Genomic DNA, 17,560 nt, shown 5'->3' with positions numbered 1-17,560 from the left:
AGCACGTGCGGGCAACCCGCATGCGGCGGGCGATGAGGATACGGGCGGGCTGTGTACGGCGCGGTTAGCCGAGGGTAAAGATGTGTAAAGTCCGACCGGCCGGCGGTGACAGTGCCCGCCTGCAGGGTGATCATTACGGCCCCTGCAATTGCGATATCTGGCCCTGATGATCCCTGTGCTGCTGGTCGACGACGACCGCGAACTGACTGAAATGCTCTCTCTGTACCTGGCGCGCGAAGGCTTCCAGGCCACGGCCGTGGACACCGGTGAAGAGGGCGAGGCCCAGGCGCTGTCCGGTAACTACCAGGTGGTGGTGCTGGACGTGATGCTGCCCGGTATCTCCGGTATCGAAGTGCTGCGCCGTGTGCGTGCACGCAGCCAGGTGCCGGTGCTGCTGCTGACCGCCCGTGGCGACAACATCGACCGCATTGCCGGCCTTGAACTGGGGGCCGATGACTATGTGCCCAAGCCCAGTTCCCCGGGGGAACTGGTGGCACGTCTGCGGGCGATTCTGCGCCGGGTACAGCCACAGCAGATGGGCGAGGCCAGTGCGCCCGAACAGCTACGCACCGGGGCATTGAAAATGTGGCCGGGCCGACGCGAGGCGCACTGGGGCGACGCTACGCTGGAGCTGACCGGCTCCGAGTTCAGCCTACTGGAGGCATTGGCCCGTCAGGCTGGCCAGTTGGTCAGCAAGCAGGACCTTTCGCTTAATGCCCTGGGCCGGCCGCTGACCCGTTACGACCGGCGTATCGACGTGCATGTCAGCAGCATTCGGCAAAAACTTGGCCCGCGCGCCGACGGCAGCAGCTGGATCCAGAGCGTGCGTGGCATGGGCTACATGTTGATCGTCGAATGATGCGCCGGCGCCTGTTCTGGAAGCTGTTTCTGGCGTTCTGGCTGGCCAACTGCCTGACCTTCCTGGTGGGGGCGGGCGCTTTCATGCTCAATGACTGGCGTGGCGATACGCCGGCGCTGCGCTCGCTGCTGGCCACCGAACTGCAGCTGTTGCAGGGTTACGGCGAGCAGGCAGGCCGACAGCTGCTTGAGGTATCACCGCAACCGCCCGATGTACAGGTGGGCCTTTACGACAGCCAAGGCCAGTTGCTGGCCGGCAGAGCGGTGCCGGTGGCGCGTTTCGAGCAGGCGTTGAGCGACCGTGAAGGTCGCCCGCTGGTGCTACGTGCTTCGGTGGCCACGGTGCTTGGCGAGCCACCGCGCCCGCGTGGTATGGGCCCGTTGTTTACCGGCACGCTGATGAGTGCACTGTTCGCCTTCCTGTGCAGCTTGTACCTGACTCGCCCGCTGGCCTGGTTACGTGAGGCGATGGGCCAGGTAGCCCAGGGCCGCTTCGAAGTGCGGGTAAAGCCCAGGCTGGGCAAGCGCCGCGACGAGATCGTCGAGCTGGCGGAGGACTGCGACCGCATGGCCGGTCAGCTGAAGGCACTGGTGCAGGCGCAGCAGAACCTGCTGCACGATATTTCCCACGAACTGCGTTCACCGCTGACGCGCATGCATGCTGCCATTGGCCTGATGCGCCAGCAGCCCGACCGGCACGACATGCTGGAGCGGGTGGAGCGCGAATCGCGGCGCATGGATGACCTGATCGAGCAGTTGTTGACCTTGGCCCGCGCCCAGGCTCGCCAGGGCGATAGCGACTTTGCCAGCGTGGATGTGGTGGAGCTGCTGGCGCAGATCGTCGAAGACGCCCGCTTCGAGGCCGGCATGAAGCAATGCCAGGTGTCTTTGCAAGCCCAGGGTGCGTTTCTCATCCACGGTCATGAAGAACTGCTGTACCGGGGGTTCGAGAACATCATCCGCAACGCGGTGCGCTACACCGCAGTTGGTACGGAGGTGTTGGTGGAGGCCGCTATGGCGCCGGGTGGGCAATGGTTTCAGGTCTGTGTCAGCGACCATGGGCCGGGCGTAGATCCGGCGCGCCTGCCGCGGATCTTCGAGCCGTTCGACCGGGGTGCCGACAGCGATGGTGATGGTTTCGGCCTGGGCTTGGCTATCGCCCAGCGGGCCATTGCCCTGCACGGCGGTAGTATCACTGCGCAGGCCGCCGCCACTGGTGGTCTGCGGGTGCGCATCGAACTGCCACAGGCAAGCCCGGCTTGAGCCATTGAGGCCGTAAAGCGGCCTGAATGGCTCAAGCCGTGAGCGTCGGTACGAACATGCCGGTCTTCACATTGCTCATCGAAACCAACGTCTTGAAGCGTTTGACATTGTTGTTTTCGAAGAACAACTCACGGGTCAGCTGGGTGTACTGCTCCATGTGCCGCACCAGCATGATCAGCACGAAATCGCATTCCCCCGCCACGTAGTAGCACTGTTGCACCTGCGGGCAGGCGAGGAAGGTGCGCTTCATCTCGTCCAGCAGGTCCAGCCGCTCGTTCTCCACTTCGACCTCGGTGATTACGGTCAGCGTGTAACCCAGATGCACGGCATCCACCTGTGCCACCGTTCCACGGATCACGCCGTCGGCCGCCATTTTCTTCAAGCGCCGGTTCACCGCTGCCGAGGACAGGTTGACCTGCGTGCCCAGGTCCAACTGCGACGTCCCGGCATTGCGCTGTACGGCCTCGAGCAGGGCCAGATCGAAGTGATCGAGGGGCATGAAGGTATCTCCGTTGCTAAGCAGCGCCAAAGGCTGGAAAAGCGTAATGAAAGTGCATGAAAAGGTCGAAAATCAAGTTTTTCGTACGCTTTCGCCGAATAGAATTCTCCCATGATCAAACAGGGTGCGCTGCCATGGCATGGCACCCAAGGAGAAACGGTTGATGAATACGAGTACCCCGTTGCAATTGGACGGCGCGTTGCTATTGCAGCAAATCAGTGCGCTGGGGCAAGTAGGCGTCGACCCCATTCACGGCGGACGCACTCGGATTGCGCTGACCGATACAGAAAAGGCTGGGCGCGATCTGCTGGTTGAATGGATGCATGAGCTTGATCTCGAGGTGCAGATCGATCGCATCGGCAACATTTTCGGCACGTTGCGCTCAGCTACTGACAGCGGTGCCCAGCGCCCACTGATGATGGGTTCGCACATCGATACCGTCACCAATGCTGGCGCCCTGGATGGCTGCTACGGGGTGCTGGCGGGGCTGGCAGTGATACGTGCTTATCGTGAGGCAGGGCGGCAGCCCGAGCGTTCGATCACCGTTGGCGCCTTTACCAACGAAGAGGGCGTGCGCTACCAGCCAGACATGATGGGCTCGTTGGTATACGCCGGTGGCCTATCGTTGCAGCAGGCCCTGGATACGCTTGGCACCGACGGCACGCGGCTGGGCGACGAATTGGCGCGTATTGGCTATGCCGGCACAATGCAGCCAGGGGCCGTGGTGCCGCACGAATACCTTGAGCTGCACATCGAGCAGGGCCCGATCCTTGAGGCCGAGAACACCCTGATTGGCGTGGTCGAGAACCTGCAAGGCATTTCCTGGCAGCAGGTAGAGGTGCTGGGCCATGCCAACCATGCCGGCACCACACCGACTCACCTGCGCCATGATGCCGGTTTCGTGGCCAGTGCCATCGTTGCCGAACTGCGCGCCATGGCCGTAGATTCTGGCGCGACCCTGGCCACCGTCGGCTGCATGCGGTTCGAGCCAAACCTGATCAACGTCATTGCACGCAAGGCGACCTTCACCGTCGACCTGCGCGACCCGGACGAAACCTGCCTGGCTCACGCCGAAAACCGCCTGAGCCAATACCTGGATTCCCTCGCCAAGCGTGAAGGCGTGAGCATCGCTACGGAGCGCCTGGTGCGCTTTGAACCAGTTGCCTTCGATGCCGGCCTGGTCGATGCGATCGAAGCCTCGGCGCGGCGCTTGGGCTTCAGCCACCGACGCATGACCTCTGGTGCCGGGCACGATGCGCAAATGATCGCCCGCATAGCGCCGGCTGCGATGATCTTCGTGCCCAGTCAGGGCGGCATCAGCCACAACCCGCGCGAGTTTACCGCTGACGATCACCTCGTTCAGGGGGCGCAGGTGTTGCTGGATGTCGTGAGCCATCGCCTGGCCCACACCTGATATTCATTGAAAAAACCGCCCACGGCAGTTTGGCTGCAGCGGCATGGGCTTGCTGATACTTGTAGAACGGAGTGCTGCATGTTTGTTTCCAACCCCAAGGCTGGCCGCCAGCCATACCCACAAGCGTTGCGAACTGTGATGAGCATTGCCAAGGCCGAAGAAAGCCGCCAGTGGCTGACCGGTTGGTCGTGCCTGAATGCTGGGGCCACGCCGCTGTACGGTTTGCCTGACCTGGCCGCAGAACTGGGCATAGCCCAGCTGTCGGTCAAGGATGAATCGGTGCGCTCGGTGCTGGGTAGCTTCAAGGCCCTTGGGGCGCCGATCGCCTTGGTTCGGTTGATTCTGCGAACCTTCCCCGAACAGCCTTTCGCGCCCCATGGGTTGCTGGAGGGCCATTATGCGGATCTGCTGGCCGGCTTCACCGTCGTCAGTGCCACTGATGGCAACCATGGCAAAGGCCTGGCGGCAGCAGCACACAGCATAGGCTGTCGCTGCGTGATCGTGCTGCACGCCAATGTCAGCATCGAGCGTGAGCAGGCGATTGCCGCCTACGGCGCACAGATCGTGCGGGTTGCCGGCAACTATGACAAGTCGGTCGAGCACGCCGCCGTGCTGGCGGCGAGCAATGGCTGGACCGTGGTTTCCGATACCTCGTATGAAGGCTATGAGGAGATCCCACGCGACGTGATGCAAGGCTACGCAACCATCGCCGCGGAAATCATCGAAGCCACCGTCGGGCAGCCACCGTTCACTCATGTGTTCCTGCAGGGCGGGGTAGGTGGCTTGGCAGCTGGCATCGTCAGCTACCTGTGGGAACACTTCGGCGAGCAGCGCCCGCTGTTTGTCATGGTCGAACCCGAGCAGGCCGACTGCCTGTACCAAAGTGCGATGCTTGGCAAGCCGGCCAGGGCTGTTGGCTCGGTGGACTCGGTCATGGCCGGCCTGGCCTGTGGCGAGACATCGCCCCTGGCATGGCGCTTTCTGGAGCCGAGCATCGATTGTTTCATGACCATCAGCGACGACGAGGCCGTGGCCGCCATGCGCCGCCTGTCAGCCGGCAGCGTTCGTGACATTCCATTGATCGCGGGTGAGTCAGGTGTGGCCGGGTTGGCTGGGCTGGCCCGCCTGGTCAAGGACTCGGGCGCAGCCGCCAGCCTGGGGGTCGGTAGAAATGCCCGTATTCTCTTCATCAACACCGAAGGTGCCACCGCCCCCGGCGTTTACGCCGAGCTGTTGGGCGAAACGGCCGCCTCGGTGCTGGCGCGCCAGCAGTGCTGGGCCTAACGACCGGATGTTTCAGTGGCCGCCTTTCATCCGCCGTGCCAACAGGTAGATACCCAGGCCAACCAGCGCCGTCGCCGCGCCGATGAACCCGGTGCTGGTCCAGCCCATGCCGGCAGTGATCGCCATGCCGCCCAGCCATGGCCCCAGTGCATTGGCCAGGTTGAACGCCGCATGGTTCGACGCGGCGGCCAGGCTTGGCGCTTCATGAGCAATGTCCATCAGGCGGATCTGCAGCGGTGCGGCCAGGGCGATCATGGTACCCACCAGGCCGATGCCCAGCAGCAGGCTCCACAGTGCCTGGGCGGCGAAGGTGAAGAACAGCAGCACGGCAATCGACCACATCAACACCAGCCCCACCGCGCGGAATTGCAGGCGGTCGAACAGTTTGCCGCCCGCGATGTTGCCGACGATACCGCCAACACCGAACGCCGCCAGGCCGAACGGAATCCACTGCGGCGAGACCTGGGTCACTTGCAGCATGGTCGGCGCCAGGTAGCTGAACACGCAGAACATGCCGGCAAAGCCGATGGAAGCGATGGCCAGCGCCATCCATACCTGCGGGAGGGTAAAGGCCTGCAGTTCCTTGCGTGGGTCGCTGCGTACTTCGTCGTGACGCTGGGGCACGAAACGCCAGACCAGGGCGATGGTGCACAGGGCAATCGCGCCGACCAGCACGAAGGCCGAACGCCAGCCGAAATACTGGCCCAGGAACGTGGCCACCGGGTTGCCGAGCAACATGGCCAGGGTCAGGCCCATCATCACCCGAGCGACGGCACCTGCACGTTGATCTTTGGCCACCATGCTCGAGGCCACCACAGCCGCAATGCCGAAGTAGGCGCCGTGGGGCAGGCCACTGATGAAGCGGAAGGCGACCAGGCCGCCGAACGAGGGGGCGAAGGCCGTGGCCAGGTTGCCCAAGGCATACAGCAGCATCAACAGCAGCAGCATGTGCTTGCGCAGCAGTTTGGCACCGAGAATCGCCAGGGTAGGGGCGCCGACCATCACCCCCAATGCATAGGCGCTGATGGCATGGCCCACCTGTGGCTCGCTCAACTGCAGGTTGCTGGCTATGTCGGGCATCAGGCCCATGATGGCGAATTCGCCGGTGCCGATGGCGAAGCTGCCCAGCGCCATGGCGGCTTCCATCTTGGCGACGGTGCTTTTACTGGCGAGCGGGGGGAGTTCCTGGACTGACATCTGTATCCCTATTGAAACATGCTGAAACGTTCAAGGCGGGATCATAGTCAATCTGTGACTGCAACGTCGAGGACGCTGGACGGCTATTCAGCGTGTCGGGGGGCAATCACAGTGTCAGCTTCTTGCTGAACTTTGTCTCCATGACAATGTGCGAAGCAGTGTGGGTCACGCCCTTGATCATGTTGATGCGGGTCAGCTCGGCATTCAGCTCCCCCAGCGTGTGGGTGGTCAGGTGGATGATGAAGTCCATTTCACCCGACACCGCATACACCGCCTGCACCGAGTCCATCTTGCGCAAAGTGGTCATCACGTCGGTGTAGCTCTTGTTGCTGCATGAAGTCATGGTGAAGCAGTTGATCACTTGCTGCAGCTTGTCCTGGTCGATGCGCACGCTGTAGCCGGTGATGACCCCGGCGTTTTCCAAGCGGTTGATGCGCTCCTGCACCGCAGAACGCGACACGCCCAGCTTGCGCGCCAGCGAGGCGGTGGGCTCGCGGGCGTTGGCCTGCAGCAAGGCCAACAGTTGCCGGTCTTTTTCGGTCAGTTTGAACAGCGCGCCGGGTGGGAGGGCGTCCATGGTGGTTCCTGGTGATTGTTCTTAGTGGTTGTACTGCGCGCGGGCTTCCTGGAACTTGTCCATCAGCTTCAGGCCGGCATACACCGTTTGCGCCGCCGCTGGCCCGAACGGCCCGCCGTTCCATTCCAGGCCGTAGGCGTCGAACAGGCGGTAGCGGTCACTTTCGTTACAGACTGCCTCGGCGATTACCCGTGCACCCACGGGTGCGGTGTTCATACCATGGCCCCCAAATGAAGTACAGGCCCACAACCCCGGGCCCAGAGGGCCGATGTGCGGCATCTTGTGGCGGGCGTAACCCATCAGCCCAGACCAGGCCTTGGCGATTTTCAAACCCTGCAGTTGTGGGTACACGCTAAGGATGTCACGGGTCAGCAACTGCCCCAGGCGCTGTTCGTCCTGCAGGTTGCGCGTGGTGATATGGCCACCCCACAGCAGGCGGTCACCCTCGACGATGCGGTAGTAGTCCGAGGCGCGGCGGTTGTCGCCCACTGCGTCTGTAGTACGTACTACATCGCGCAGGCGCTCACCCAGGTGCTCGGTCAGCACCACGTACGTGGCAATCGGCAGAAACGCACGGCGCAACTGGCCAAACTCAGGGCCGCCGTAGCCGCCGCAGCAGTACACCACATCGCCGCAGCTGACCGCCCCCTGGGCGGTGACCACCCGATGCTGGCCGGCCTTGCGTTCCACCCGCAGCATTGGCGATTGTTCGTGTATGCGGCCACCGGCCAGCTCGACCAACTCGGCCAGGCCCAGGCAGTAGTTCAGCGGGTGGAAGTGAAAGCCATGGCTATCACGCAGCCCCTGGAAGTAGCGATCGGTGTTCAGACGGCTGCGCAGCGCCTGGGTATCGAGGTACTCCATGTCGAAATTGAAGTCGCGGGCCATGCGGTCGCGGGTGCGCTGCAGGTTGTCGGCGTCGTCGTAGCGCACCACGCTGAGTTTGCCGGTGGTTGCCGCGCAGCCTGGCAGTTGGTGGCGGGCGATGGTGTCGCGGACGATATCGACCCCCTCCAGCGACAGCCGGAACAGCGCCGCGGCGGTCTGCTTGCCGCAGCGCCGCTCGATCGCCGACAGCCCTTCGGACCAGCCTTGCAGCACGAAGCCGCCATTGCGCCCGGAGGCGCCCCAGGCCACCCGTGCCGCCTCCAGCAACACCACCGAGCGCCCGCGCATCAGCAGCTCGCGGGCCAGGCTAAGGCCTGCCAGGCCGCCACCGATCACGCACACATCGGCGCGGCTTTCACCTGTCAGTGCCGGGCGCAGGGGGGCAGCGCGCATGGTCCCGGTGTAGTAGTTATTGCTGTAGCTGGACATCGGCTGGGTCATCCTTTTGCTGGGAACTGTACGTTTTGCGGGCATGAGGGTGCCGCACGCCCTTCAAGGGAAGGGCGCTGGCCTGCGGGTCTGGGGGTTACTGCACTTGCGTGAGGTCGGCGCCGTACCACTTCTCGGACAGCTGTTTCAGCGTACCGTCGGCCTTCATGCCCTCGACCGCCTTGGCCAGTTCGGCGTTGAAGGCGTCGTCGCCCTTGTCGGTGGCGATGGCCAGTGGCTCGTAGTAGGCGGGCTTGCCCTGCACAGGGGTGATCGGGTATCCAGCCTTGATCGCACCCATGACGGTTGGCAGTGCCGACAAGGTGGCATCCAGGCGGGTGCCGTTGCCCATGCGCAGGTCGTCCAGCGGGCCCATGCTGTCGCCATAGGTCTGCACTTCGCCTGGCTCTACGCTGTAGCTGAAGGCTGGCACATCCGCTGCGTCGATTTTCAGCCGGCGGTTGATGTAGTCCTCGGAAGTGGTACCGGCCTCGACGCCGATGGTCTTGCCGTTAAGGTCGGCAGTGTTGCTCCCGGCGGCGTCCTTGTGCACGGCGAAGACGTAGGGGGTGTAGTAGTAGATGGCCGGGAAGTCGAGCACCCGGCCACGCTCGGTGGTGGGGGTCATCGAACCGACCGACAGGTCCCAGCGGCTGGCCCAGCGCCCTGCCGTGATGATGCCGTACTCGGGGGTGACGAAGGCCACTTGGGTGCCCAGGCGTTTGCCGATCTCGTTGGCTACATCGATGTCGAAGCCCTTGAGGGTATTGTCCTCGCCAAGGAACGACTGCGGTGGCCAGTTGGCGGCGGTGGCCACGTTCATGACCTTGCTCTGGTGGATGCGGTCAAGGGTGGCACCGGCCCAGGCGGCGCCGGCCATCAGGGTCAGGCTGCCGGCAACGGCGGTGAGTGCGAACAAGCGTGCGACTGGGTTCATTCGGTAAGTCTCCGGGCATGCAATTGTTGTTGTGGTGTTGGCACAGCGGTAGACACAGGCCTCAATGACTGAGGATCTGCGAGAGGAACTCCCTGGCACGTGCGTGGCGCGGGTTGTCGAAAAACGCGTTGGGCTGGCCTTGTTCGATCACCTGGCCCTGGTCCATGAAGATGATGCGGTCGGCCACCCGGCGGGCGAAGCCCATTTCGTGGGTAACGCACAGCATGGTGATGCCGTCCTGGGCCAGCTCGCCCATGACGTCGAGCACTTCCTTGACCATTTCCGGGTCCAGCGCCGAGGTGGGTTCGTCGAACAGCATGATGCGTGGTTTCATGCACAGCGCGCGGGCAATGGCCACGCGTTGTTGCTGGCCACCGGAAAGCTGCCCGGGGAACTTGTCGGCCTGGCTGGCGATGCGCACCCGGTCCAGGTACTCCAGCGCCAGGGCACGGGCCTGGGCCTCGCTGAGCTTGCTGACCAGGCGCGGGCCGAGCATCAGGTTTTCCAGTACGGTCAGGTGCGGGAACAGGTTGAACTGCTGGAACACCATACCCACCTGGCGGCGGATGGCCGCCACGCTGGCCGCGTCGCGGCCCAGCAGGTTGCCGGCGATCAGCACCTGGCCTTTCTGGAAGTCTTCGAGCAGGTTCAGGCAGCGGATCAATGTGGATTTGCCCGAACCGGACGGCCCACAGACCACCACGATTTCGCCACTGGCGATCTCCAGGTCTATGCCCTTGAGCACGTGAAACTCGCCGTACCATTTCTGCAGGCCACGAATCGATATGGCGGCCTGGGCGATACCGGGGATGAAAGGTTGGTTCATCATGGGGCTCCTCGATCAGCGATGGGCGCGGTCGAAACGTTTTTCCAGGCGCGACTGCACGGCTTCGAGCAGGATCGACAGCACCCAGTACAAGACGGCGGCGGTGATCAACATTTCCAGGTGGCGAAACTCCGCACGGCCCTGGGTGCGGGCGAGGAACATCAGCTCCCACACACCGATCACCGACACCAGCGAGCTGTCCTTGAGCATGGAGATGAACTGGTTGCCGGTGGGCGGGATGATCAACCGCATCGACTGCGGCAGGATTACCCGGGTCATGGTCTGGAAGGGGGTCAGGCCGATCGCCCGCGAAGCTTCCCATTGCCCGCGCGGGATGCTGCTGATACCGGCGCGGAAGATTTCCGTCATGTAGGCGCCGTAGCACAGCGACAACGCCAGGATCCCCGCCGGCACGGCACCGACTACATAGCCGAGCTGGGGGATACCAAGGTAGATCAGGTAGATCTGGATCAGCAGCGGCACGCCGCGAAAGAACGAGGTGTAGAAGCTGGCAATGGCGATGGCGAAGCCGTTGGACGACAGCCGTGCGGTTGCGCCCAGCAGCGCCAGGACGAAGGCGATGGCGATCGAGAGGGTGGACACGTAGACGGTGGTGAACACCCCTTGCGTGATCATGAAACCGACCTTGGTGGCGATGAAGCTGTAGGACAGGTCGAAGGTGTCGAAAAACAGCAGGAACAACAGCAACAGTTCGCACCAGACCGTAATCACCTGGGCCCGCAACGGAAAGCGGCCAAGGATGAACACGTTCAATACCAGGGTCACGGCCAGGGTGCCGGCCACGGCGATGTTGCGCATCAGCGGTGCCTGCAGGTCGAGCACGATCGGGCCCATCAGCCGGGCCAGGCTACCGTCGCCCACGCCGTAGAGCAGGGCGAGGGCGAAGATCACGGCGGCGGCCATACCCATGAATGCCGGGTTGTCGGTCGCGCGCGGTTTGACGATATGGTCTCTGTACATGGGGGCGTGCCTCACGGAGCTGGGCTCGTTTGTTGTTGTGGGGTCATTGTAGGGAGGCGAAGCGCAGGCAAGAACCTGGCGAACTGCAATGATTCTGCTGTTTCCAATTGCATTTGCTTGAGCATGAGCCTGACATATGCAACAGGATGCCTGTCAGATCGTTTGCCCTTTTGCAGGGGTGAGTACGGATGTAGGCTTGGCAAGCGGCGTGAATAAGCGCCATACATTCGGTTCACAAGGACAACTGCGATGTCGGACACCCCGCGTAACCCACTGCTCATCGACGGGCCGCTCGGCCAGATCGAGCTGTTGATCGACTACCCCGCTGGCGCACCGAAGGGGCTGGTGCTGGTCAGCCACCCGCAACCGCTGCTGGGCGGCAGCCCACGGCATATCGTGCCGCTGACCTTGGCACGGCAGTTATGTGCAGCCGGCTGGCAAGTGGTGCGGCCGAGCTTTCGTGGGGTGGGACAGACGCAAGGGGTGCATGACGAAGGCATCGGCGAAGCGCAGGACTGCATTGCGGTTATTCGTCACTTCAGCCGGGAACTGCCAGAGCTGCCGCTGGCCCTGGTCGGGTTTTCCTTTGGTGCCTACGTGTTCGCGCGTGTGGCTTGTGAGCTTGAAGGGCAGCTGCAGGCGGTGGCATTGCTGGGGCTGCCGGTGGGTGATGTGCCGGGCGGGCGTTATTACGAGCCATTGCCGGTGCCTGCGGATTGCCTGTTGCTGCATGGCGAACGGGATGAAATGGCGCCGCTGGCCAACCTGCTGCAATGGGCAGGCCCTGGCCAACGGGCGGTGTCGGTGTATGCCGGTGCCAACCACTTCTTCAAGGGCTGCCTGGGACGCGCAGTGGAGCAGGTGATCGAGCATCTGGCCCTGAAAACTGCCGGTTATCGCTCCAGGTAGTGGGTTTGCGCGGCAAAGTCGATGAACCGTTTGCTGGCGAGCGAAAGGTATTCCCCCGAGCGCCAGCACAAGCGGAAACTCATCTGCTGTGCCGGCCGGAAGGGCACACCGACGATGCCTGGCGTGCGCTGTTGCACCGAGCGCAGCAGGGTGGCCACCCCCATGTTGTCCAATGCGGCCTGCACCACAAGCGAGACGAAGTTGCTCTGCAGCGCCACTTGGTAAGTGATGCCATGCTCGGCAAAGAACGCGTCCAGCAGATGGCGTTGCACGAAGGTGCGGTCGAACACCACCATGTCGGTATTACGCAGGTCTTCGGCGGTGAGGAAAGCCTTGCCGGCATAGGGGTGATCGGGGTGCATGCACGCCAGCATCTCGTCGCTGCCCAGCAGGATCGATTCCTTGTCCGGCGGCACACGCCGGGACTCCAGCAGTGCGAGGTCGATTTCCCGCTGCTCCAGCCGATGGCCAATGTCTTCGGCACTGCCTTCGAACACGGTCATGGCAATGCCTGGGTACAACTGGCGGAAGGCGTTCATCAAACCGGGCACGTAGTGCAGGCCGAACATCGGCGGAATACCCAGGCGCACTTCGCCGCGCTTCAGGTCGGCCATGTCGCGCAGTTCTTGTCGGGCAACATCCATCTCGCGCAGGGCCGAGGCAATGCGTGGCAGAAATTGCTCGCCTTCTGCCGTGAGGATCACTTTGCGCGTGGTGCGGTTGAACAGGGTGACGCCCAGTTCTTCTTCCAGCCGGGTAACGGCCATGCTCAGCGCTGGCTGGGCGATGTGCAGGTGCTGCGCGGCCTTGGTGAAGCTGCCTTGCCGGACGATTTCGACACAGCAACGCAATGCCTTGAGGTTCATTGAGGGGGGCTACCTTTCATGCGAGCTGCATTCATAACGAACTGTGATGCTAAGCATCATAACAATATATTTATTATTATTAACCAGAGGGCCTACGATGCGCGCCACTGAGACATCCTGCAACATCTCAGTCACGCAGCTTAATAAATCTGCAATCCCACAAAGATTTTGAGGTAGTACCCCAAATGGCCAAGGCCGCCGATGTCGTTGTGCAATGCCTGGAAAACGAAGGTGTCGAGTATGTATTCGGCATTCCTGGTGAGGAAAACCTCGACCTGCTCGAATCCCTGCGCAAGTCGAAGATCAAGCTGGTACTGACCCGTCACGAGCAGTCTGCAGGTTTCATGGCTGCCACCTACGGCCGCCTGACCGGCAAGACCGGCGTCAGCCTGTCGACCCTCGGCCCTGGCGCCACCAACCTGGTCACCGCCAGCGCCTATGCCTACCTGGGCGGCATGCCGATGATGATGATCACCGGGCAGAAGCCGATCAAGAAGTCCAAGCAGGGCCGCTTCCAGATCATTGACGTGTGCGGCATGATGGACCCCATCACCAAGTACACCCACCAGTTCGCCTCGGCCGACAACATCCCGTCGCGCATGCGCGAAGCCTTCCGCCTGGCCGAAGAAGAAAAGCCGGGGGCGGTACACCTGGAACTGCCAGAAGACATCGCCGCCGAGCAGACTGATGCACTGCCTATCCCGCGCAGCCTGCACCGCCGCCCGCTGGCCGAGCACGTGGCCATCGAAGCAGCCGTCGAGAAACTGCTGAACGCCCGTAACCCGATCCTGGTGATCGGCGCAGGCGCCAACCGCAAGATGACCGCCAAGGTCCTCAAGCAACTGATCGACAAGACCGGCATCCCGTTCATCACCACCCAGATGGGTAAAGGTGTGGTCGACGAGCGCCACCCGCGCTTCCTGGGTAACGCCGCGCTGTCGTCGGGTGACTTCGTTCACCGCGCCGTCGAAGCGGCCGACCTGATCATCAACATCGGCCACGACGTGATCGAGAAGCCGCCATTCTTCATGGTCCGTGGCGGCACCGAGGTCATCCACATCAACTTCCGCTCCGCTGAAGTCGATGCCGTGTACTTCCCGCAGGTTGAAGTGATCGGCGACATTGCCAACGCCGTGTGGCAGATCAGCGAAGCGTTGAACGACACGTCGCACTGGGACTTCACCCGCCTGATGGCCATTCGTGAAGCCAACGAAGCACAGATCGCCGAAGGCGCCGACGATAACCGCTTCCCGGTCTACCCGCAGCGCCTGGTGGCCGACATCCGTCGTGTACTGCCGTCCGAAGGCATCGTTGCCCTGGACAACGGCATCTACAAGATCTGGTTCGCCCGTAACTACAAGGCGCACAAGCCCAACACCGTGCTGCTCGACAACGCCCTGGCGACCATGGGCGCCGGCTTGCCATCGGCGATGGCCGCGCACCTGGTGCACCCGGACCGCCCGGTGATTTCGGTGTGCGGTGACGGTGGCTTCATGATGAACAGCCAGGAACTGGAAACGGCGGTACGTCTGGGCATGCACATCACCGTGGTGATCCTGCGTGACGACGGCTATGGCATGATCCGCTGGAAGCAGGCCAACATGGGCTTCACCGATTTCGGCCTGGACTACGGCAACCCGGACTTCGTCAAATACGCCGAAGCTTATGGTGCCAATGGCCACCGCGTGGAAAGCGCCGAAGGCCTGCTGCCGCTGCTGGAACACTGCATCAAGACCCCAGGCGTGCACGTGATCGACTGCCCGGTCGACTACAGCGAGAACGACCGCATCCTCAACAGCGAGTTGCGTGAGCGCGCGCTGGCGGTATAACGCCTGACAGGGCTGGCGCCACTTCATGGCTGGCGCCGTGCCCTTGTTGTAACAGCCTTGTGCTGCGAAGAGGCCCGTATAGCCGACACATCACTGTCAGCCGTACGGGCCTTTTCGCAGCACGAGGCTGCTACAACCATTCAGCCCAGATCGAGCAACCGTTTCAAGCTGGCCAGAATGGCATTGGCGTCATAGGGCTTGCGTGTGACGGGCACGTGCTGCAGGTGCTCGGGAATGCTGATGCTGTCGCCATAGCCGGTGGCGAACAGGAACGGAATCTGCCGACGCACCAGTTCATCGGCCACAGAAATGGATGTGCCAGTGCCCAGGTTGACATCCAATATCGCGGCATCCGGTGTGCGACTGGCAATCAAGCGCAAGGCTTCATCTTCGGAGCTGGCGGTGATCACGTCCTTGATCTGCGCATCGTTGAGAATCTGTTCCAGGCCAATCGCGATCACCAGCTGGTCTTCGAGGATCAGCACACTCAGCCCTGTTTGCGCTGCGAAGATATCCTTGGCACGTGCGATGGGCGCAGCCAGGCTCGCGGGTTCGGCAGCCTCGGCCACGGAAAGGTGCATTGCAGGAATCTTGAACAACCCTTGCAGGCCTTCGGCGTGATACTCCACCGCGCTCGTGCCGCCAAGGTCGAACGGGATACTGCGGTCGATCAGCACCGAGCCAAAGCCATTGCGGGTAGGTGGCCGAACCGTTGGCCCGCCGCTTTCACGCCAACTGATGGCGCAGGCGTTGGTAGCGTCGATGGCCCAGCTCACTGCAAGCTTGCCGCCAGCCCGCGACAGCGCGCCGTATTTGGCGGCATTGGTTGCCAGCTCGTGCAGCACCAAAGCCATGACCGAATAGGCGCGGGCATCAAGGGTAACATTCGGGCCCTGCAGCTCGATCACCCCAGCGGCGGTGCGGTAGGGTGAAAGCTCTGCCTCCAGCAGCTTGGCCAGTCGCCCGCCACCATCACCACGTACCACTTGATCGTGAGCGAGAGACAACGCCTGGATGCGCCCCTTCAGTGTCGCCACGTAGTCCTGCAGTGTCTGGCTTTCCGAGGTCGGGTGGGCAACCAGAGCGCCGATCAACGACAGAATGTTCTTGACCCGATGATTGAGTTCTTCGTTGAGGATGCGCTGGCGCACTTCCGCCTTCGTGCGCTCGCTGGCCAGTAGTTCGCTGTTGTACAGCACCACTTCGACGATGGCGGTACGGATGGAGTCGCCAAACTGGCGGTCCTGTTCGGTCCAGGGCAGCGACTGCTGGTGAACGGTTTCTTTCCAGATGGCAAAGCTTTTGCGGGGTGTCAGGCGGTCGCCCAGCAAGCCGCTGTCGTAGGTCTTGTTCGGGTCCCCGGCCCAGTCGAGCGTCTCGACCACCTCCTTGCGGAAGAAGATCAGGTAGTCCCTCGGCTGCTGCGACATCGGGATGATCAGGACGCCCGATACTTCGGTGAAGTATGCCTGGGCTGAAGGTAATACCATCGACAGACGGTTGGACGCCCAGGTCCGGCCTTCGCTGACCATGTCTGCCAGGCGCAGCAAATCGGGGACGGCCGTTTTAGGCGGCGCCAGGCCGACGGTTGACCAGCGGCCTTGTAGCGACATGCCGATGCCATCGCAGGGGATCAGCGACATCAACCGTGGCAGGCGTGCGTGGAAGAACGAATCGATGTCAGCGGTCTGGTTGGCGTCGCGCAGCATGCTGTCCAGCGCTTTGTGAACCTGCACGGCAGCTTCGAGCTTCTGCCGGCTGCGCAAGGTCTCGATGTGCAGGGAGAAGAACTCGCCGAACATCTCCGCGGCTACCCGCTGCCCCATGGCCAGCGTGCGGGGTGCATAGTGGTGGCAGGCGATCATCCCCCACAGTTCGCCGTTGACGATCACCGATATCGACATCGAGGCGCCCACGCCCATGTTGCACAGGTACTCGCAATGGATCGGCGACACGCTGCGCAGGTGCGCGTAGGACAGGTCGAGCGGTTCGCCTGACGGATCGAGGACAGGCTCGATGGCCACCGTTTTGAACTGGGCGTCGGAAATGACCCGGATCGGGTTGCGCAGATAAAGCGCACGGGCCTGCTGCGGGATGTCGGACGCGGGAAAGTACTGGCCCATGAAGCTTTCGAGGTCGCTGCGCCTGGCCTCTGCGACCACCTTGCCGGCACCGTCGGTGCCTAGCTGGTAGATCATCACCCGGTCATAGCCAAGCACTGCCCGGACAAAGCGGGCGGCGTCGCGGAACAATTTGCTGGTTTGTTCGATTTCGCGCAGCTGGGCAATCAGGGTTCGCGCCAGTTCAATAGGCTCGGCGATGCTGGCGCCGGCCGGTTCGAACTCCAGGATCGCAGTGCCTTTGAACAGGTGGGCGGCGACATCGAAAGCCTGGCCGTTAGGCAGCCTAACGCTGAAGCTGAGTGCAGGGCGCGAGGCTTCGCGAGTACGGGCCAACGCGTTGCGCAAGGTGTGGGCTACCTCGTCCCCTAGCACCGCTTGCAGCTTCTGGCCGTTGATATCGCCTGTTATGCCAAGCACATCCGGGGCGTTGACTGAATGGCGCAGGACCACGGTCGCCGATGCATCACAGGCCAGCAGGCAGCCGTGGGGTTGGATGCTGCCGGGCGTCTGGATGGGCTCGCGGTCGCAGTTGGTCAGGTTTACTTGGGGGTTGAAGGTCATTGGCCGGTGCCTGTGGCTAAAGGGGAGGCAGCCAGCACGGCCTCCATCGTCCGTCAGACTAGCAGGCATTGCCGCATTTGGGCACGGCAGGTGGAAGTGCGCTTGCAAGCAAGGCCGAG

General features: G+C 62.7%; 15 protein-coding genes. 6 read left to right on the top strand and 9 right to left on the bottom strand.

Annotation, left to right across the window (positions count from 1 at the left end):
* Window positions 1-166 precede the first annotated feature (166 nt).
* Both Q9451_RS17295 and Q9451_RS17290 read left to right on the top strand, forming a co-directional pair.
* Window positions 167-859: a response regulator transcription factor gene (locus Q9451_RS17295; protein ID WP_012272212.1), complete on the top strand. Its 693-nt coding sequence runs from the start codon at window positions 167-169 to the stop codon at window positions 857-859.
* Window positions 856-2,121: a HAMP domain-containing sensor histidine kinase gene (locus tag Q9451_RS17290; RefSeq protein ID WP_012272213.1), complete on the top strand. Its 1,266-nt coding sequence runs from the start codon at window positions 856-858 to the stop codon at window positions 2,119-2,121. Before Q9451_RS17295 ends, Q9451_RS17290 begins: the two co-directional genes overlap by 4 nt.
* Before the next feature lie 31 nt (window positions 2,122-2,152).
* Here the strand turns inward: Q9451_RS17290 and Q9451_RS17285 are convergent, their stop codons facing one another.
* Window positions 2,153-2,620: an Lrp/AsnC family transcriptional regulator gene (locus tag Q9451_RS17285; RefSeq protein WP_012272214.1), complete on the bottom strand. Its 468-nt coding sequence runs from the start codon at window positions 2,618-2,620 to the stop codon at window positions 2,153-2,155.
* Window positions 2,621-2,783: 163 nt separating this feature from the next.
* Between Q9451_RS17285 and Q9451_RS17280 the strand changes: the two genes are divergently transcribed.
* Window positions 2,784-4,034, top strand: coding sequence for a Zn-dependent hydrolase (locus Q9451_RS17280; protein ID WP_012272215.1), 1,251 nt, complete (start codon window positions 2,784-2,786; stop codon window positions 4,032-4,034).
* Window positions 4,035-4,112: 78 nt separating this feature from the next.
* Window positions 4,113-5,318, top strand: a complete 1,206-nt coding sequence (locus tag Q9451_RS17275) for a diaminopropionate ammonia-lyase (protein WP_012272216.1) — start codon at window positions 4,113-4,115, stop codon at window positions 5,316-5,318.
* A 12-nt stretch (window positions 5,319-5,330) separates the two neighbouring features.
* Here Q9451_RS17275 and Q9451_RS17270 read toward each other — a convergent pair whose 3' ends face one another.
* The 6 genes from Q9451_RS17270 to Q9451_RS17245 all read right to left on the bottom strand — a co-directional run bounded on the left by Q9451_RS17270 (window position 5,331) and on the right by Q9451_RS17245 (window position 11,153).
* On the bottom strand, window positions 5,331-6,515 hold the full coding sequence (locus Q9451_RS17270) for an MFS transporter (protein ID WP_012272217.1): 1,185 nt from the start codon (window positions 6,513-6,515) through the stop codon (window positions 5,331-5,333).
* A gap of 106 nt (window positions 6,516-6,621) precedes the next feature.
* Window positions 6,622-7,092: an Lrp/AsnC family transcriptional regulator gene (locus Q9451_RS17265; RefSeq protein ID WP_012272218.1), complete on the bottom strand. Its 471-nt coding sequence runs from the start codon at window positions 7,090-7,092 to the stop codon at window positions 6,622-6,624.
* Window positions 7,093-7,113: 21 nt separating this feature from the next.
* Window positions 7,114-8,409 (bottom strand): FAD-binding oxidoreductase, encoded by a 1,296-nt coding sequence (locus Q9451_RS17260; protein ID WP_012272219.1) that lies wholly within the window; start codon window positions 8,407-8,409, stop codon window positions 7,114-7,116.
* Window positions 8,410-8,506: 97 nt separating this feature from the next.
* Window positions 8,507-9,346, bottom strand: a complete 840-nt coding sequence (locus Q9451_RS17255) for an ABC transporter substrate-binding protein (protein WP_012272220.1) — start codon at window positions 9,344-9,346, stop codon at window positions 8,507-8,509.
* A 61-nt stretch (window positions 9,347-9,407) separates the two neighbouring features.
* On the bottom strand, window positions 9,408-10,172 hold the full coding sequence (locus tag Q9451_RS17250) for an amino acid ABC transporter ATP-binding protein (protein WP_080516251.1): 765 nt from the start codon (window positions 10,170-10,172) through the stop codon (window positions 9,408-9,410).
* A 15-nt stretch (window positions 10,173-10,187) separates the two neighbouring features.
* Window positions 10,188-11,153, bottom strand: a complete 966-nt coding sequence (locus Q9451_RS17245; protein WP_345960690.1) for an amino acid ABC transporter permease — start codon at window positions 11,151-11,153, stop codon at window positions 10,188-10,190.
* Window positions 11,154-11,402: 249 nt separating this feature from the next.
* On the opposite strand from Q9451_RS17245, the gene Q9451_RS17240 reads away from it, so the two are divergent.
* Window positions 11,403-12,062: an alpha/beta family hydrolase gene (locus Q9451_RS17240; protein ID WP_012272223.1), complete on the top strand. Its 660-nt coding sequence runs from the start codon at window positions 11,403-11,405 to the stop codon at window positions 12,060-12,062.
* On the opposite strand, the gene Q9451_RS17235 is transcribed toward Q9451_RS17240, so the two are convergent.
* A complete protein-coding gene (locus Q9451_RS17235) occupies window positions 12,047-12,928 on the bottom strand; it encodes a LysR family transcriptional regulator (protein WP_012272224.1) in 882 nt (293 codons plus the stop codon). The two genes, Q9451_RS17240 and Q9451_RS17235, sit on opposite strands and share 16 nt — an antisense overlap.
* Before the next feature lie 185 nt (window positions 12,929-13,113).
* On the opposite strand from Q9451_RS17235, the gene Q9451_RS17230 reads away from it, so the two are divergent.
* Entirely contained in the window at window positions 13,114-14,757 is a 1,644-nt protein-coding gene (locus tag Q9451_RS17230) for an acetolactate synthase large subunit (protein WP_012272225.1), read from the top strand.
* A 140-nt stretch (window positions 14,758-14,897) separates the two neighbouring features.
* Here Q9451_RS17230 and Q9451_RS17225 read toward each other — a convergent pair whose 3' ends face one another.
* Window positions 14,898-17,441 (bottom strand): HWE histidine kinase domain-containing protein, encoded by a 2,544-nt coding sequence (locus tag Q9451_RS17225; RefSeq protein WP_012272226.1) that lies wholly within the window; start codon window positions 17,439-17,441, stop codon window positions 14,898-14,900.
* Window positions 17,442-17,560: the final 119 nt, after the last annotated feature.

It is taken from the genome of Pseudomonas sp. NY8896 (genome assembly GCF_039634505.1).
The sequence above is the reverse complement of the archived record's forward strand: the minus strand, read 5'-3'. Positions and strand labels throughout refer to the sequence as shown.

Excerpts from the sequence above, each read along its gene's own strand:
- Q9451_RS17245 (WP_345960690.1), bottom strand. The coding sequence starts at position 11,153 with ATGTACAGAGACCATATCGTCAAACCGCGCGCGACCGACAACCCGGCA.
- Q9451_RS17275 (WP_012272216.1), top strand. The coding sequence starts at position 4,113 with ATGTTTGTTTCCAACCCCAAGGCTGGCCGCCAGCCATACCCACAAGCG.
- Q9451_RS17255 (WP_012272220.1), bottom strand. The coding sequence starts at position 9,346 with ATGAACCCAGTCGCACGCTTGTTCGCACTCACCGCCGTTGCCGGCAGC.
- Q9451_RS17290 (WP_012272213.1), top strand. The coding sequence starts at position 856 with ATGATGCGCCGGCGCCTGTTCTGGAAGCTGTTTCTGGCGTTCTGGCTG.
- Q9451_RS17265 (WP_012272218.1), bottom strand. The coding sequence starts at position 7,092 with ATGGACGCCCTCCCACCCGGCGCGCTGTTCAAACTGACCGAAAAAGAC.
- Q9451_RS17280 (WP_012272215.1), top strand. The coding sequence starts at position 2,784 with ATGAATACGAGTACCCCGTTGCAATTGGACGGCGCGTTGCTATTGCAG.
- Q9451_RS17270 (WP_012272217.1), bottom strand. The coding sequence starts at position 6,515 with ATGTCAGTCCAGGAACTCCCCCCGCTCGCCAGTAAAAGCACCGTCGCC.
- Q9451_RS17240 (WP_012272223.1), top strand. The coding sequence starts at position 11,403 with ATGTCGGACACCCCGCGTAACCCACTGCTCATCGACGGGCCGCTCGGC.
- Q9451_RS17225 (WP_012272226.1), bottom strand. The coding sequence starts at position 17,441 with ATGACCTTCAACCCCCAAGTAAACCTGACCAACTGCGACCGCGAGCCC.
- Q9451_RS17250 (WP_080516251.1), bottom strand. The coding sequence starts at position 10,172 with ATGAACCAACCTTTCATCCCCGGTATCGCCCAGGCCGCCATATCGATT.
- Q9451_RS17285 (WP_012272214.1), bottom strand. The coding sequence starts at position 2,620 with ATGCCCCTCGATCACTTCGATCTGGCCCTGCTCGAGGCCGTACAGCGC.
- Q9451_RS17260 (WP_012272219.1), bottom strand. The coding sequence starts at position 8,409 with ATGTCCAGCTACAGCAATAACTACTACACCGGGACCATGCGCGCTGCC.
- Q9451_RS17230 (WP_012272225.1), top strand. The coding sequence starts at position 13,114 with ATGGCCAAGGCCGCCGATGTCGTTGTGCAATGCCTGGAAAACGAAGGT.
- Q9451_RS17295 (WP_012272212.1), top strand. The coding sequence starts at position 167 with ATGATCCCTGTGCTGCTGGTCGACGACGACCGCGAACTGACTGAAATG.
- Q9451_RS17235 (WP_012272224.1), bottom strand. The coding sequence starts at position 12,928 with ATGAACCTCAAGGCATTGCGTTGCTGTGTCGAAATCGTCCGGCAAGGC.